Annotated in this window: 17 protein-coding genes and 1 pseudogene; 5 read left to right on the top strand and 13 right to left on the bottom strand. The window is 72.8% G+C overall.

The genetic code is table 11. The features are described from left to right. Positions 1-18: 18 nt before the first annotated feature. From ACWDRR_RS35755 to ACWDRR_RS35705, 11 genes are all read right to left on the bottom strand, one after another. Positions 19-729, bottom strand: a complete 711-nt coding sequence (locus tag ACWDRR_RS35755; protein WP_449776430.1) for a spermidine synthase — start codon at positions 727-729, stop codon at positions 19-21. Positions 730-814: 85 nt separating this feature from the next. Beyond that, complete coding sequence (locus ACWDRR_RS35750) at positions 815-1,852, bottom strand: YeiH family protein (RefSeq protein ID WP_449776468.1); 1,038 nt, start codon at positions 1,850-1,852, stop codon at positions 815-817. A 13-nt stretch (positions 1,853-1,865) separates the two neighbouring features. Beyond that, a complete protein-coding gene (locus ACWDRR_RS35745; RefSeq protein ID WP_449776429.1) occupies positions 1,866-2,432 on the bottom strand; it encodes a cysteine dioxygenase in 567 nt (188 codons plus the stop codon). A gap of 86 nt (positions 2,433-2,518) precedes the next feature. Continuing rightward, complete coding sequence (locus ACWDRR_RS35740) at positions 2,519-3,433, bottom strand: LysR substrate-binding domain-containing protein (protein WP_449776428.1); 915 nt, start codon at positions 3,431-3,433, stop codon at positions 2,519-2,521. A gap of 175 nt (positions 3,434-3,608) precedes the next feature. After that, positions 3,609-4,472 (bottom strand): amino acid ABC transporter permease, encoded by an 864-nt coding sequence (locus ACWDRR_RS35735; RefSeq protein WP_449776427.1) that lies wholly within the window; start codon positions 4,470-4,472, stop codon positions 3,609-3,611. Beyond that, positions 4,469-5,113: an amino acid ABC transporter permease gene (locus ACWDRR_RS35730; RefSeq protein ID WP_449776426.1), complete on the bottom strand. Its 645-nt coding sequence runs from the start codon at positions 5,111-5,113 to the stop codon at positions 4,469-4,471. Before ACWDRR_RS35730 ends, ACWDRR_RS35735 begins: the two co-directional genes overlap by 4 nt. Positions 5,114-5,125: 12 nt before the next feature. Further along, on the bottom strand, positions 5,126-6,004 hold the full coding sequence (locus ACWDRR_RS35725) for a glutamate ABC transporter substrate-binding protein (protein WP_449776467.1): 879 nt from the start codon (positions 6,002-6,004) through the stop codon (positions 5,126-5,128). Positions 6,005-6,028: 24 nt separating this feature from the next. Continuing rightward, on the bottom strand, positions 6,029-6,757 hold the full coding sequence (locus tag ACWDRR_RS35720; protein ID WP_449776466.1) for an amino acid ABC transporter ATP-binding protein: 729 nt from the start codon (positions 6,755-6,757) through the stop codon (positions 6,029-6,031). Between the two features lie 32 nt (positions 6,758-6,789). Then, the gene (locus ACWDRR_RS35715) at positions 6,790-7,035 is read right to left on the bottom strand and encodes a LapA family protein (RefSeq protein WP_449776425.1); all 246 of its coding nucleotides are present in this window, start codon (positions 7,033-7,035) and stop codon (positions 6,790-6,792) included. Between the two features lie 153 nt (positions 7,036-7,188). Further along, positions 7,189-8,961: an ABC transporter ATP-binding protein gene (locus tag ACWDRR_RS35710; RefSeq protein ID WP_449776424.1), complete on the bottom strand. Its 1,773-nt coding sequence runs from the start codon at positions 8,959-8,961 to the stop codon at positions 7,189-7,191. A 43-nt stretch (positions 8,962-9,004) separates the two neighbouring features. After that, on the bottom strand, positions 9,005-10,777 hold the full coding sequence (locus ACWDRR_RS35705; RefSeq protein ID WP_449776465.1) for an ABC transporter transmembrane domain-containing protein: 1,773 nt from the start codon (positions 10,775-10,777) through the stop codon (positions 9,005-9,007). A gap of 317 nt (positions 10,778-11,094) precedes the next feature. Between ACWDRR_RS35705 and ACWDRR_RS35700 the strand changes: the two genes are divergently transcribed. Further along, positions 11,095-11,961 (top strand): aldo/keto reductase, encoded by an 867-nt coding sequence (locus tag ACWDRR_RS35700; protein ID WP_449776423.1) that lies wholly within the window; start codon positions 11,095-11,097, stop codon positions 11,959-11,961. Positions 11,962-12,093: 132 nt separating this feature from the next. Here ACWDRR_RS35700 and ACWDRR_RS35695 read toward each other — a convergent pair whose 3' ends face one another. Further along, complete coding sequence (locus ACWDRR_RS35695; RefSeq protein ID WP_360643754.1) at positions 12,094-12,990, bottom strand: MarR family winged helix-turn-helix transcriptional regulator; 897 nt, start codon at positions 12,988-12,990, stop codon at positions 12,094-12,096. A gap of 393 nt (positions 12,991-13,383) precedes the next feature. On the opposite strand from ACWDRR_RS35695, the gene fabG reads away from it, so the two are divergent. Together fabG and ACWDRR_RS35685 are read left to right on the top strand one after the other, a co-directional pair. Continuing rightward, positions 13,384-14,151, top strand: coding sequence for a 3-oxoacyl-ACP reductase FabG (gene fabG / locus ACWDRR_RS35690; RefSeq protein ID WP_449776422.1), 768 nt, complete (start codon positions 13,384-13,386; stop codon positions 14,149-14,151). Between the two features lie 232 nt (positions 14,152-14,383). Continuing rightward, positions 14,384-15,169 (top strand): phosphatase PAP2 family protein, encoded by a 786-nt coding sequence (locus ACWDRR_RS35685; RefSeq protein WP_449776421.1) that lies wholly within the window; start codon positions 14,384-14,386, stop codon positions 15,167-15,169. Here the strand turns inward: ACWDRR_RS35685 and ACWDRR_RS35680 are convergent. Then, positions 15,120-15,308 (bottom strand): I78 family peptidase inhibitor, encoded by a 189-nt coding sequence (locus ACWDRR_RS35680; protein ID WP_449776420.1) that lies wholly within the window; start codon positions 15,306-15,308, stop codon positions 15,120-15,122. The two genes, ACWDRR_RS35685 and ACWDRR_RS35680, sit on opposite strands and share 50 nt — an antisense overlap. Before the next feature lie 74 nt (positions 15,309-15,382). Between ACWDRR_RS35680 and ACWDRR_RS35675 the strand changes: the two genes are divergently transcribed. Continuing rightward, positions 15,383-15,655, top strand: a complete 273-nt coding sequence (locus tag ACWDRR_RS35675; protein WP_449776419.1) for a DUF6343 family protein — start codon at positions 15,383-15,385, stop codon at positions 15,653-15,655. 42 nt (positions 15,656-15,697) lie between these two features. Continuing rightward, positions 15,698-15,783: pseudogene (locus tag ACWDRR_RS35670) on the top strand (Holliday junction DNA helicase RuvB C-terminal domain-containing protein); the annotation flags it as partial.

The raw sequence follows: 15,783 nt of genomic DNA, 5'->3' as shown, positions 1-15,783 counted from the left end.
CCTGGCCCGGCGAGCCGCTCAGTCGGCGCGGCGGGCCAGGTGCACCACGTCCGGCACACCCCGGGCGACCTCGATCTCGTGGGTGACCACGTCCGAGAAGCCCGCGGCGCGCAGCGCCTCCTCGAAGGCCGGGGAGGGCTGCGCGCTCCAGACCGCCAGCACCCCGCCGGGCTGCAGCCGGTGCCAGAGCACCGCCAGCCCGTCGGCGCCGTAGAGCCCGGCGTTGGAGTCGGTGACCGTCCAGTCCGGGCCGTTGTCGATGTCCAGGCAGAGCGCGTGGTAGCGCTCGCCGTCCGCCGCCGCCAGGTACTCCAGCAGGTCGGTGTGGAGCACCGCCACCCGCTCGTCCGCCAGGGCGCCGTCGGAGAAGGCGCCCAGCGGACCGCTCCGGTGCCAGTCGATGATCGCGTTCTCGCGCTCGACGATCGCGATCCGGCCCCAGCGCGGCTCGGCCACCGCGTACGCCAGCGAGAAGCCGACGCCGAGTCCGCCGATCAGCACCGCGGGCCGCTCCACCGCGGTGCCGGTCCGGTCGAGTTCGTCCAGCGCCGCCTGGATCAGCAGCCGCTCGGAGCGGCCGTCGGCGGTGTCCATCAGGAAGCAGCCGTTGGCGATGATCTCGAAGTGCCGTCCGCGCCGGCGCAGTACCACCTCGCCGAACGGGCCCTCCCGCCGGTCGAGCGTGACAACGGCCTCCCGGCCGTCCCGTTCGGGCAGTGCGGTGGACATGCGGCGCTTCCTCCCAGGTTCGGGTGCAGAACGGCTCGACGAACGAGTACCCGCCCGACAATAGCGGAGGCCCCGACCACGCCGGTCACGTCGTGATCAGCACCCCCGCGTAGCTGACACCCGCGACCATCACCCAGGAGGCCAGGCCCAGCAGGGCGATCCGCCCGCCGGTGCGCAGCAGGGTGGGCAGGTGCACGGCGCTGCCGAGGCCGAACAGCGCGGCCGCCAGCAGCAGCTCCTGCGCGTCCCCGGCCAGGGTGAGCGCCTGCTCGGGCAGGACGCCGGTGGTCCGCAGCGCGATCATCGCGAGGAAACCGGCCACGAAGAGCGGCACGATCGGCGGCCGCTTGCCGGCGGTCGCGGTGGTGCCCCGGCGCGAGCGCCGCATCGCGACGGCGACCCCGGCGACCAGCGGCGCCAGCAGCACCACCCGCATCAGCTTGACCAGGACGGCCTCGTGCAGCGCACCCGCGCCACCGGTCTGCGCGGTGGCGACCACCTGCCCGACGTCGTGCACGCTGGCACCGACCCAGCGCCCGAACTCGGCCTCGCCGAGCCCGAGCGGCTGGTGGAGCAGCGGCAGGACGGCGATGGCCAGGGTGCCGCAGAGGGTGACCAGGGCGACGGAGGCGGCGACGTCCTCCTCCTCGCTGCCGGCGGCCTGACTGACCGCGCCGATCGCCGAGGCCCCGCAGATCGAGTACCCGGTGGCGACGAGCAGCGGCTGGTCGCCGGGCAGGCCGAGCCGGCGCCCGAGCCAGACGGTGCCGGCGAAGGTGGCGGCGACGACGGCGATCACCATGGCGACGGTGGCCCAGCCGAGGCCGACCACGTCGCCCAGGCTCAGCTTGAGTCCGAGCAGGACGATGCCGAGCCGCATCAGCCGCCGCCCGGCGGTGGAGAGGCCGGACCGGGCCACGCCCCGGACCACCGGCCGCAGTCCGGGCAGGTGGGCGGCGGCCATCCCGAGCACCACGGCGGCGGTGAGCTTGGGGACGGCGGGGACGGCCTGGTGGACGGCGAGCGCGGCGGCCACGCCGAGCGCGGCGAGCAGCAGACCGGGGGCGTCCCCGCCGAGCGGGGGCAGGGCACGGGTGCGGACGCCGCGGTCCCGGATGGTCAGTGCCACGGCGCGCTCACCGCTGGTCGTCGGCGGGCAGCCGGTAGACGCGCCGGATGCTGGTGCCCAGCCGGGCGACGTCGGCGCCGTAGACGTGGATCGAGATGGCGGTGGAGGAACAGGCGTTGCGGACCAGGTGGATGTCGCCGGGCGGGGCGAAGGCGGCGACGCTGCCGGCCGGGCCGACCACGTGCTCGGTCTCCACCAGGTGGGCGGTTCGCCCGTCGGAGACCAGCCGGTAGCGGGTCTCGCTCTCCTGGCCCCGGTGGACGCCGGCCACGCACCAGGAGACGTGGTCGTGGATCGGGGTCTGCTGGCCGGGCAGCCAGACCAGCGCGACGACGGAGAAGCCGCCGTCGGCCTCGGCGTGCAGGACGTGCTGGCGGTAGCGCTCCGGATCCCCCTCGCGCTGCGCGTCGGTGAGCAGGTCCGGGTCCCCCAGGTGCGGGGCGAGCCGCTCGCCGACCAGGTAGGCGGTGAGTTCCGGCGGCAGGCCGCGGTCCACAACCGCGCGGATCTCGCCGACCAGGGCGGTCATGCGCTCGGTGAGCCGGTCGCTGCCGACCGTGGCTGAGGGTGTCATGGGAGCAGGGTCGACCCGGCCCACCCATCACGTCCAAGGAGGGTTCTTTCGCGTTCTCCCAAAGCCGGCTTATGGGTCGACGCGGCTCAGCAGCCGACCCTCGCCGCCGCCGCGGACCGCAGCTGGTCCAGCACCAGCGCGGTGGCCGGGATCCGGCGGTGCTCGCGGAGCACGTACGCGCTCACGTGCCGGCGCAGGTGCGGCTCGACGGCGCGCCCGGTGACCTTGCGGTGGCACATGAAGGAGAGCACCAGCGCGGGCATCAGCGCAATACCGACCCCGGCGGCGACCAGGCTCTGCACGGCGAGGTTGTCGTCGGTGGAGAAGACGATGTCGGGTGCGTAGCCCTCCTCCGCACAGACGTGCAGGAGGTTGGCCCGGCAGCGCGGGCAGCCGGCGATCCAGCGCTCGCCGTCGAGGTCGGCGAGCCGGACGGCGTGCCGGCGGCCCAGCGGGTGGCCGACCGGCAGCAGCACGGTGAGCAGGTCCTCCATCAGCGGGATCTCGTCCAGCTCGGGCGGCAGGTCGACGGCGGCGCCCGGGTAGCGGAAGGACAGCGCGATGTCGCACTCGCCGCGCAGCAGCCGCTGCACGGAGTCGGGCGGTTCGGCCTCCAGCAGCTCGACCCGGACACCGGGGTGGTCGGCGAGCAGCCGCGCCATCGCCTGGGGTATCAGGGTCGCGTTGGCGCTCGGGAACGCGCAGACCCGGACCCTCCCGGCGCGCAGCCGGGCGAGTGCGGCGAGTTGCTGCTGGGCCGCGGAGAGGCTGCCGAGGATCAGCTCGGCGTGCCGGGCGAGTGCCTCGCCGGCCTCGGTGAGGCGCAGCCCGCGGCCGGCGCGGGTGAACAGCGGCACTCCGACGGACCGCTCCAGCGCCTTCATCTGCTGGGTGATGGCCGGCTGGGTGTAGCCCAGTTCGCGGGCGGCGGCCGAGTAGGAGCCGGCCCGGACGACCTCGTGGAAGGTCCTGATGTGCCGCGAGTCGAATACCGGCTCCACTGCCCCTCCACCTGCCCGCCCGCCTGGTCCCAGGGAATCATAAGCAGACTTTGGAGGTCTCGGAGCTGATCCCGTTCGCACCTATGGTTTCTCCGGAGAGCTCCCGCCCCGCCACTGCTGTTCCTCCGGCGGCAGCACCGCCACTGCTGCTCCCCCGGCGGCAGCCCCGCCGCCGCTACTCCTCCGGCGGCAGGCCCAGCACCAGCCCGGCCGGCGCGACCGGCGCGCCGCCCTGGGTGCTCGGGCTGCGCCGGCTGCGGCGCTCGACCCAGCGGGCCAGCCAGGAGAGCGCCAGGCACATCCCGATGTAGACCGGCGCGATCACCATCACCACCGGGATGAACGGCAGGTCGTAGTCCAGGTTGGTGGCGATCAGCTTGCCCGCGTGCAGGAACTCCTCGTAGGTGATCAGGAAGCCCAGCGAGGTGTCCTTGAGCGCCACCACCAGCTGGCTGATGATGGCCGGCAGCATCGCCCGGTTGGCCTGCGGCACCAGCACGTACGTCATCACCTGGGTCTTGCGCATGCCCAGCGCGTACGCCGCCTCGCGCTGCCCGGCGGGCACCGCCAGCACGCCGGCCCGGAACACCTCGGCCAGCACCGAGCCGTTGTACAGCACCAGGCCGGCCACCAGCGCCCAGAGCGGCTCCACCTTGAGCGCGACGAAGACGAAGAAGATCATCACCAGCACCGGCATGGCCCGGAAGAACTCCACCACCAGCGTGGAGAACCAGCGCACCACCCGGTGGTCGGAGAGCCGCCCGGCCGCGAACAGCGCGCCGAAGGGCAGCGCGAACAGCACCGTCCACCCGAAGGCCTTGAGCGTGTTCCCCAGCCCGCGCAGCAGCAGCTCCTGCACGCCCTGGTACTCGAAGGCCATCCACTTCTGATGGGTGAACTGGTTGGTGTGGAACAGCATGTAGACGATCCACCCGAGCAGCGCGGCGATCGCCAGCAGCGCGATCAGCCCGTACAGCCGGTGCCGGGCGAGCGCCTTCGGACCGGGGATGTCGTAGAGCGCCGAGGATTCCACCGTCATCGCGACACCGCCACCCGTCGTTCCAGCACGTTGAAGAGGGCGCTGACGGCCAGGGTGATGATCAGGTAGCCGACGGCGATCCAGACGAAGGTCCAGACGATGCTGTACCCCAGCTCGTTGATGGTCCGGTAGCTGCCGAGCAGTTCGGTCACGCTGAACGAGCCGGCGATCGCGGTGTTCTTGGCCAGCGCGATCATCACGCTGCCGATCGGGGCGACCACCGACCGGTACGCCTGGGGCAGCACCACCAGGCTCATCGTCTGGCCGAAGGTCATCCCCAGGCTCCGGGCCGCCTCGCCCTGGCCGCCGGGCACCGTGTTGACCCCCGCGCGCATCGCCTCGCAGACGAACGCCGAGGTGTAGCAGCCGAGCGCGAGCACCGCGAAGGTGAAGAACGGCAGCGTGATGTCGAACCGCGGCAGGCCCAGCACCACGATGAAGAAGAGCAGGGTCAGCGGGGTGTTGCGCAGCAGCGTCACCCAGACCGTTCCGAACACCCGCAGCGGCCGTACCGGGGAGACCCGGAAACCGGCGATCAGCACGCCCAGCACCAGGGACAGCACCGCGCTCACCACGAACAGCGAGAGGGTGCCGAGGAAGCCCTCCCAGTAGGTCGACCAGTTGTCGGTCAGCGTTTTCACGGCGCGGCCCTCTCAGTACCGGTCGATCGGCGGCGGGGTGGGCGCGGGCACCCCGGACAGGCCGAGGGTGGCGTCGTAGGCCTTCTTCCAGTCGCCGTTCTCCTCGTGGCGCGCCAGGGCGTCGTCCAGCGCGAGGCGCAGCACGGTGTCCTCCTTCGGCGTGCCGATCCCGTACGGCTCCTCGGAGAAGAGCGGCCCGACCACCTTGAGCTCGTCCGGCACCTTGGCCGCGTAGCCCATCAGGATCGTGTTGTCCGTGGTGACGGCGTCCACCTGGCCGGTGATCAGGTTGTCCACGCAGGCCGAGTAGGTGTCGTAGCCGATCAGCCTGACGTCGGGGTACTGCTTCTGGATCCGCTGGTACGGGGTGGAGCCGGCCGCCGAGCAGACCTTCTTGCCGTTGAGGTCCTCCGGGCCGTGGATGGTGTCGTCGTTCCTGCGCACCAGCAGCGACTGGCCGGCCAGGTAGTACGGCCCCGCGAAGCCGACCAGCTTCTTGCGGTTGTCGTTGATGGTGTAGGTGCCGACGTAGTAGTCCACCTGCCCGTTCTGCAGGGCGGTCTCCCGGTTGGCGGAGGCGATCGTCCGGAACTCGATCCGGTCCGGGGCGAAGCCCAGGTCGGCGGCGACCATCTTGGCGATCTCGATGTCGAATCCGGAGTACTGCCCGGTGGCCGGGTTCTTCTGGCCGAGGTAGGGCTGGTCCTCCTTGGCCCCCACCACCAGGTGGCCCCGGGCGCGCGCCGCGTCCAGGGTGGGCGAACCGGTGATGCCGGCGGCGTCCTGCACCTGGTAGCTGGGCAGCGCGCTGGGCTGCGGCCCCTTCGGTGGCGGGGTGCCCTCCTTGCCGCAGCCGGCCAGCAGGACGATCACGGCCGCGGCGGCGAGCATCCACTTCCTCGTCACGGCGCCGCCTCAGTGCTTCAGGATCTTGGACAGGAAGTCCCGGGCGCGGTCGCTCTCCGGAGCGTTGAAGAAGTCCTCGGGGGCGCGGTCCTCGACGATCCGCCCGTCGGCCATGAACACCACCCGATTGGCCGACGCACGGGCGAACCCCATCTCATGGGTGACCACCACCATGGTCATGCCCTCGTGCGCGAGCTGGCGCATCACGTCCAGCACCTCGTTGATCATCTCGGGGTCGAGGGCGGAGGTGGGCTCGTCGAAGAGCAGCGCCTTGGGCTCCATGGCGAGCGCGCGGGCGATCGCCACGCGCTGCTGCTGCCCGCCGGAGAGCTGCGCCGGGTACTTGTCCGCCTGCGCGACCAGCCCGACCCGCTCCAGCAGGGCCCGGGACTTGGCGTCCGCCTCCGCCCGCGGCCGGCCGCGGACCTTGATCTGCGCCAGCGAGACGTTCTGCAGCACGGTCTTGTGGGCGAACAGGTTGAAGGACTGGAACACCATTCCGACATCGGCGCGCAGCAGCGCGAGCCCCTTGCCCTCCTCGGGCAGCGGCCGGCCGTCGATCGAGATGCTGCCGGACTCGATCGGCTCCAGGCGGTTGATCGCCCGGCAGAGCGTGGACTTGCCGGAGCCGGAGGGGCCGATCACCACCACGACCTCGCCGCGCCCCACCGTCAGCTCGATGTCCTGCAGCACGTGCAACTCGCCGAAGTGCTTGTTGACGCCGTGCATCTCGATCAGCGGCTCGAAGGCCGAGGGCCCCGGAGCCACCGTCACTTGGCGCTCCGCCCCTTCAGCAGCCAGCCCAGCGCGCCGCCCGCGAGCAGGGTGGCGAGCAGGGCGATCCAGAGCGGCGCGGTGACGGTGAACACCCAGAACTGGATCTTCACCCGGTCGAGATTGGCGAACAGGAACCACACCGCGAGCACGACGAGGACGCCGATCCCGATGTAGCGGGTGGGGATACCGGCGATCTCGCTGCGCTTGGAACCGGACGAACCGTCTGAAATCTTGGTCACAAGCGCAGTCTGCGGGCCGATCGGCCGACTTGTCCGGTTACGCGCCCGGGAGTAACCCGCACGGGGCAACTCCTCCCCGTGCGGGTTTGCGCGGCGTCACCGGGCTCCGGTGGCCTGGGCCGCCGGAACCCAGGGCTCCGGCGCCCCGCCCGCTTACCGCTCGTCCCGCCAGGACCGCCAGAGCGCCGCGTACGGACCGCCGGCCGCGACCAGCTCCGGGTGGCTGCCGTACTCGCTGATCCGCCCGCCCTCCACCACGGCGATCACGTCCGCGTCGTGCGCGGTGTGCAGCCGGTGCGCGATGGCGATCACCGTCCGGCCCTCCAGCACCCGGGAGAGCGAGCGCTCCAGGTGCCGGGCGGCCCTCGGGTCCAGCAGCGAGGTGGCCTCGTCCAGGACGAGGGTGTGCGGGTCGGCCAGCACCAGCCGGGCCAGCGCCAGCTGCTGCGCCTGCGGCGCGGTCAGCGCGGTGCCGCCCGAGCCGACCTCGGTGTCCAGCCCCTCCGCCAGCGCGTCCACCCAGTCCCCGGCGTCCACCGCGTCCAGCGCGGCGCGCAGCTCGGTGTCGGTGGCCTCCGGCGCGGCCAGCCGCAGGTTGTCCCGCAGGGTGCCGACGAAGACGTGGTGCTCCTGGTTGACCAGCGCGACCTGGGCCCGGACCCGCTCGGCCGGCATCCGCGAGAGCGCCGCCCCGCCGAGCGTCACCGTGCCCCGGCCGGGTGCGTAGATCCCGGCCAGCAGCCGGCCCAGGGTGGACTTCCCCGCGCCGGAGGGCCCGACCAGCGCGACCCGGCTGCCCGGGGCGACGTCCAGGCTGATGCCGTGCAGCACGTCGGCGCCCTCGCGGTAGCCGAACCGGACGCCGTCCGCCCGGACGTGCCGGCCGTCCGGGCGGGCGTCCTCGTCGCTCTCGTGCTCGGGCACCTCGCGGACCCCGACCAGCCGGGCCAGCGAGGCCTGCCCGATCTGCAGCTCGTCGTACCAGCGCAGGATCAGGTCGACCGGGCCGGTGAGCGCCTGGGCGTAGAGCACCCCGGTGGTCAGCTGGCCGACGGTGATCCAGCCCCGCAGGGTGAAGAGGCCGCCGAGCAGCAAGGTCCCGAGCACGGCCAGCGTGTAGACCGCGTCGATGGTCGGGAACCAGACCGAGCGGAGCCAGAGGGTGTACCGCTCCCAGGCGAGCCACTCGCCGAGCTTGCGGTCGGTCAGCCGGACCCGCTCGTCGCCGAGGCGCAGCGTCTCGACCGTCCGCCCGGCGTCGACCGTCTCCGCCAGCACGGTGTTCACCGCGGCGTAGCCGGCCGACTCGTTGCGGTAGGACTGCGGGGCCCGCCGGAAGTACCAGCGGGAGCTGGCCAGCAGCAGCGGCAGGCCGATCAGCGAGGTGAGCGCGAGCAGCGGAGACGTCACCACCAGGGCGCCGAGCACCAGCAGCAGCGAGACCACGGCGACGGCCAGCTCGGGCACCGCCTCGCGGACCGACTTGTCGAGCCGGTCGATGTCGGTGGTGCCCCGGGAGACGAGGTCCCCGGTGCCGGCCCGCTCCAGGACGCCGGTCGGCAGCGTCACGGACCGGACCAGGAAGTCCTCCCGGAGGTCGGCCAGCACGCGTTCACCGAGGACGCTGCCGCGCAGCCGGGACCACCAGGTGAAGGCGGACTGCACCAGCAGCGCCAGCAGGTACCAGGCGACGGCGACCGCGATGGTGGACCCGGCGGTACCGGTGGCCAGTGACTCGACCAGCGTGCCGAGCACCCAGGGCCCGACCAGCCCGGCCACGGTGGCCACCGAGTGCAGGCCCACCACGGCGGAGAAGCCGGCCCGGTGCCGGCGGGCGAGCAGCCGCAGGTAGGACCGAACGGCGGTCGGGGAGCCGACCGGCAGGGTGGTGGCCGGCCCCTGTTCCTGATGGGCGGGGGGCTTCATACGGTGCTCCTGGCTCGGGCGGGGCGGCGGGCGGGGGCGTGGTTCACACGCCCTCCCCGACCGCCGCCGGCTCCTCGTCGCGGGTGACCACGGCGCGGTAGGCGGGTTCGGTGTGCATCAGCTCGCGGTGGCGGCCGGCCGCGGCGGCCCGGCCGTCCCGGACCAGCACCACCCGGTCCGCCTGGTCGAGCAGCAGCGGGCTGGTCGCGAACACCACCGTGGTGCGCCCCTCCCGGCTCTTGCGCAGCCCGGTCGCGATCCGGGACTCGGTGTGGGCGTCGACCGCGCTGGTGGGCTCGTCCAGGACGAGCACCGGCGGGTCGGCCAGCAGCGCGCGGGCGAGCGCCAGCCGCTGGCGCTGGCCGCCGGAGAGCGAGCGGCCGCGCTCGGTGATCCCCGCCCGCATGGCGTCCCCCCCGCACTCGGGCGAGCCGTCCACCAGCGCGTCCAGGACGTCCTCGGCGCGGGCGGCGGCCAGTGCCTCGGCGGGCGTGACCCGGCCCGAGGCGGGGATGTCGAACAGCTCGGCCAGGGTGCCGGAGAGCAGCACCGGCTCCTTGTCGTGGACCAGCACCGCCGCCCGGGCCTCGGCCAGCGGGACGGCGTCCAGCTCGGTGCCGCCGAGCCGGACGGAGGACTGCGGCTGCTCCCCCTCGCCCAGCGGGACGTGCCCGCCGAGCCGCCCGGCGAGCGCCCCGGCGAAGTCCGGGTCGCCGCAGACGACGGCGGTCAGCTCACCGGCCCGGGCGGTCAGCCCGGTGGCCGGGTCGTACAGGTCGGCCTCGCCGGGCCCGGTCAGGACGGCCTCGGCGGTACCGGTCGTCCGGCTGAGCGAGAGCACCCGGGCGGCCCGCCCGGCGGAGACCCGGGCGACGCTCCAGGCGTGCGCGGCCTCGCCGAGGATGCGCAGCGGCGCGGCCAGGTAGGCGGTGGCGCCGTACACGGCGACCAGCGTGCCGATCCCGATCTCCCCGCTCGCGGCCAGCCGGGCGCCGTACCAGGTGACGCCGACCACGAACAGGCCGGGCAGCAGGACCTGCTGGGCCTGCATCAGCGACCAGACCCGGGCCGAGCGGACGGCGGCCGCGCGGACCTTCTGGGAGGCCGCCCGGTAGCGGTCGAGGAACAGCTCCTCGCCGCCGATGCCGCGCAGCACCCGGAGCCCGGCCACGGTGTCGGCGGCCAGCTCGGTCGCCTTGCCGCCGAGCGCGCGCTGTTCGGAGTAGCGCCGCTCGAACGGGCCCAGCAGCGGCCAGACGGAGGCGGCCAGCACCGGGACGCCGAGCAGGACGGCGAGGCCGAGCACGGGCTCGGCGACCAGCACGGCGACGCTGACCGCCAGCCAGACGATCACCGCGCCGCGCAGCCGGGCGACCAGCTCGACGTACCAGCCGATCTTCTCGACGTCCCCGCTGCCGACGGCGACGATCTCGCCGGTGGCGATCCGCCGGGACAGGCCGGCGCCGAGGCGGGAGGCCTGACGGGACACCAGCTGGCGGACCTGGGTGGCGGCGTGGATCCAGTTCCACACCGCCTGGCGGTGCAGCATGACGGCGCCGAAGGCGGCGACGACGGCCAGGGCCAGCACGGCGGCCCCGGCCCACCGGATGCCGGCGGCGTCACCGTCCACGGCGGCCTGGACGCCCAGGCCGAGCGGGACGGGCAGGGCGGCCCGGCTGCCCATCTCCAGCAGCGACCAGCAGGTGGCGAGCACCTGCCCGCGCCGCTGGCTGCGCTGGAGCCAGCGCAGGAAGGCGAGGGGGGAGGAGAGGTCTGGGTCGCCGGGATCGGCCAGCGGCAGGGTCTTGAGCGGCATGACGCTCCGTTTGCGGGTGGTACGGGCGAATGGCACGGACGTGCTCCTCGCGCGGTGGCGCCGGGAGCACGGGGGAAGGGAGGGAGGGGTCGGTGCGGTCACGGCCGGAGGTGCTGGTCAGGAGGTCATGGCAGTGAGACTGTCAAGGCAGGTGTGATCTGCGCAACAGGTTTTCCGCGACACGCGCCCCCCTCCCCACCGCCTGCGCACGCCGGTACAACGCGTCGGAAAATTCTTTGCCCGGCCGGGAACAATCCGGACAACGCGCCGGTTGATCCACTCGAACCGTATGGACAACCAGGAGGGCACCCCTTCCCGTGAGCACCATCCCCAGCGTCACCCTCAACAACGGCTCGCAGATCCCGCAGCTGGGCTTCGGCGTGTGGCAGGTGCCGGACGCGGAGGCCACGGCCGCCGTCCGCACCGCCATCGAGACGGGTTACCGCTCGATCGACACCGCCGCGATCTACGAGAACGAGGCCGGCACCGGCCAGGCGATCACCGAGGCGATCGCGAGCGGCGTCGTCGCCCGCGAGGACCTCTACATCACCACCAAGCTCTGGAACTCGGGCACCCGCGACTGGTCGGGCGAGCAGGGCCGCGACGCGGTGCTGCGCGAGTTCGACGCCTCGCTGGCCAAGCTCGGCCTGGAGTACCTCGACCTCTACCTGATCCACTGGCCGCGCCCGATGCACGGCAGCTACCTGAACGTCTGGAAGGCGTTCGAGCAGCTCCAGGCCGACGGCCGGGTCAAGTCGATCGGCGTCTCCAACTTCGGCACCGAGCACCTCACCCGCCTGCTCGGCGAGGCCTCCGTCGCCCCGGCGCTGAACCAGGTCGAGCTGCACCCGTACTTCCCGCAGGACGAGCTGCGCGCCTTCCACTCCCGGCACGGCATCGCCACCGAGGCCTGGAGCCCGCTGGGCCAGGGCAAGGAGCTGCTCGCCGAGCCCGCGCTGGTGCAGATCGCCGAGAAGCACGGCCGCACGGTGGCCCAGGTGGTGCTCCGCTGGCACCTGCAGAGCGGCATCGTCGCGATCCCCAAGTCGGTCACCCCGTCCCGGATCAAGGAGAACCTGGACGTGGCCGGCTTCGAGCTGGACGGGGCCGACCTCGCCGCGATCGCCGGCATCGCCACCGGCGTGCGGATCGGCCCGGACCCGGAGGAGTTCGACTGGAGCTGACACCCTCGGTGAGCACGGCGTCCGCGCCGTGCTCCTGAAGGAGCGTCAACACCGAAGGCCGCCTTCCCACATTCGGGTCGGCGGCCTTCGGTACGTTGGCGAATCGTTTTGGCTGGAACTCGACGGCGAGGCCTAGAGCCTGGCCGCCTTGGCGATCAGCGCCATCGCGGGTTCGTGCTCGTCCTCGTCCAGCGGAGCGAGCAGCAACCGCTGGACCTGGGCGACGCCCGCAGCCGAGCGGTGCAGCAGGTCCTGACCCGCCGGCGAGAGCGACAGCAGGTTGCGCCGCCCGTCCGAGGGGTCGCGCCGGCGCTGCACCAGGCCGCGCCGGACCAGCCGGCTGACCATCTCGGCCATCGTGGCCTTGTCCAGCGAGGCCAGCTCACCGACCGTGCGCTGGTCCGCGCCCGGTTCCAGTTCGAGGGCGTCGAGCACCGCGTACTGCGGCGCCGTCAGCTCCGAACCGACGTGCTCCGACCAGAGCTTGGTGTGCACCTGCTGGCTCACCCTGATCAGATAGCCGATCGCCCGCTGGGCGTCCAGCATCGGCCGCGCGTCGGTGAGGACGGCGACCGCGGCGGGTTCAAGCCTGGCTATCTTGGCCATCACCCGGACAATCTCCAGCTGCTCCTCGGCCGCGAGCGGCTCGAAGAGCGTGCGCTGCACACGGACCACTCCGCCGGTGGCCTCGCGCACCGCCTGTGCGCCGCTCTGCGAGAGAGCGAGCAGTTTGCGCCGGCCGTCGGCCGGATCGCGGCGTCGCAGCACCAGGCCGCGCCGGACCAGCCGGGCGACCATCTCGGCCATCGTGGCCTTGTCCAGCGAGGCGCGCTCGCCGACCGTCCGCTGGTCAGCACCCGGTTCGAGGGCGAGGACCAGCAGAACGGCGAACTGCGGAGCCGTGAGATCGGCTCCGACGTGTTCGGACCACAGACGGGTGTGTACCTGCTGTGCAACGCGGATCAGGTGCCCGGGCGACTGCTGCAGTCGCGCGGACACGCGGGTCGTCGGGATCTCCCCCAGCACCATGTATCCGTCCCGATGTCACACCCGGTGTGTGTGGGACACCCGGGTGGGGCAGTAACGGCGAGTGGGCGTCCCGCTGTGAGGGAGGGCGCTCCAGCCGTGCAGCCGGTGGCTGCTGGCGGACACTATACAAACGGCTGGCCCTCGCTGGCAGGCGGGGGCGGATAGTAGACGCAGGTTCGGCAACATTGGCATATTTACGCGCCGTGCCGACCCGGCGGTAACCCGTTCGCAGGAGAAAGCCGACCGGCCGGTCCTTACCCTCGGTCACCTGCGCCTTCCGCCCTGGCCGCGCACCCTACTCGCCGGTAGGGTATGGCCCACTCAGCGGTCCACCCTCCGCCGGGCGACTCCGCGGGAGCCTCCCGGCGAGATCCGAGAGAGACGAGAGCGAGCATGACCGAGCAGAGCACCGCCCCCAGGGTCGCCGTCGTCACCGGCGCCGCACGCGGCCTGGGCGCCGCCACCGCCGAGCGCCTGGCGGCCGACGGTTACGCCGTCGCCGTACTGGACCTGGAGGAGGCGGCCGGCAAGGACGTCGTGGACCGGATCACCGCCGCCGGCGGCCGGGCCATCGCCGTCGGAGCGGACGTCTCGGACGCCGGACAGGTGCAGGCCGCGGTCGACCGGATCGCCGCCGAACTGGGCGCCCCGGTCGTCCTCGTGAACAACGCGGGCGTGCTGCGCGACAACCTGATCTTCAAGATGTCCGAGTCCGACTGGGACACGGTCATGAACGTTCACCTCCGCGGCGCCTTCCTGATGACCCGCGCGGTGCAGAAGCACATGGTGGACGCCGGCTTCGGCCGCGTGATCAACCTGTCCTCGTCCTCGGCCCAGGGCAACCGCGGTCAGGCCAACTACTCCGCCGCCAAGGCCGGTCTGCAGGGCTTCACCAAGACCCTGGCCATCGAGCTGGGCCGGTTCGGCGTCACCGCCAACGCCGTCGCCCCCGGATTCATCGCCACCGACATGACGGCGGCCACCGCCGCCCGGGTCGGGATGGAGTTCGAGGAGTTCAAGCGCGCCGCCGCCTCGCAGATTCCGGTGCAGCGGGTCGGCGTGCCCGAGGACGTCGCGAACACCATCTCGTTCCTGGCCGGCGAAGGCGCCGGATTCGTCTCCGGCCAGGTCATCTACGTGGCCGGCGGCCCCCTCGACTGACCCACCGAACCTACACAGGGTTACCACGGAGTGGGAACCGGCGAGGCCGGTCTCCCACTCCGTGTGCTTTGCCGGCCCTTGGGAATCCGTGCTCGACGATCGCTCGGATATTCGATAAGGGAATATCGGAAAATCGGACGGGAATGACAGTGATCCGGTCATTCAAACGCCTCCCCGAAGAATTCCGAATTCCGCCGGGAGTCGCGCCGACCTGCTGGGTAGGGTCACCGGCGTGCAAGCGCCGAGTGAATTGCAGGAGAACCCGACCACCCGCCGCAAGCGCCCGCGCCGCACCCCCGGAGAACCGGGCTGGCCACCGCTCGGCAGACGGCGGACCGGCCTGCTGGCGCTCACCGCACTCGGCTACCTGGTGGTGGTCGCGGGCGTCCTCCTCGACACCCCGCTGGTCGACCTCGACTGGACGGTGCGCCTCGCCCGCCCCTACGAACGGTGGCCCCGCCTCGAACCGCTGCTCGACAACTGGGTGGTGGCCGGGCAGCGCGGCCCGTCCGCCGTCGCCGCCTTCGCCTGGCTCGGCTGGCGGGCCCACCGGCTGCGGCGGCTGCGCCCGCTGCTGGTGATGGGCACCGCCCTGCTGCTGCTCAACGTCACGGTCGGCGCGGTGAAGATCGTCACCGGCCGGCTGGGTCCGCACTACGCCCACTACGTCGGCTCGCCCGAACTCTTCTCCGGCGGCACCATATTCCCCTCCGGGCACACCGCCAACGCCGTGGTCACCTGGGGAGTGCTGGCCTACCTGGCGGTCCGGCTGCGGCGCTGCGGCGCGGCGCTCGCGGGCGCCACCGCCGGCTCGGTCGGGCTCACCACCGTCTACCTGGGCACCCACTGGGTCACCGACGTGCTGGCCGGCTGGGCCGCCGGCCTGCTGGTGCTGCTCACGCTGCCCCTGCTGGAGCCCCTGGTGAGCGCCGTCGAGAGCCGGCTCGCCCGGCGGCAGCGGCCCCCGCTCACCCCTCCCAGCTGCGTTCCACGACCCCGTCGCGCACCGCGAGGTTGAGCCGCCCCTCCCGGTGGTCCATGGTCATCATCGCGTCGGGCGCCAGCACCCGGACCGATGCCCAGCCGTGCCGACGGGCCAGTTCCTGCGCCCGCTCCACCCGCAGCCCCGCGTAGCCCTCCGCGTCCGCCTCCGTCATCGCGCCTCCCCGCTCGTGCCCCGGACGTACGCTGGAATCGTAGACCGCACCCGGCCGACGGGAGGTGCACGGGTATGCGAGCCACGACGCCTCGGCGCTGGCGCAGCGGCACCGAACCCAGGACCGCCCGGAGCGACCTCAAACTGCGCTATCTGCTCTCGCTGACGTTCACCCCGCTGTTCGCGATCGCCACGGTGGCCTTCGCGGTCTGGGCGGCCAACTCACCGGAGTACGGCGCGCCCAGCCGGGGCACCCTCACCGGCTTCGCGGTGGCCTGCGGAATCCTCACCCTGTTCGCCGTCGTCGATCTCGTCGTCGTCATCCGGCGCCGCCGGACCGAGCTCTGACGCGGTATCTCCCACGGAGTGGGAAGTCGGCCCGGCCGACTGCTGTTCGGCGGCGGACCGGTCGGTTTGTCGACACTGGCGGTCGCGGTGGGTGAGGAGGCCGAGACGGTCGAGGAGGTCGCCGAGCC

This window comes from Kitasatospora sp. NPDC003701, assembly GCF_053587085.1.
Note: the sequence above shows the minus strand (reverse complement) of the source record. Positions and strands in the feature narration are given on the sequence as shown.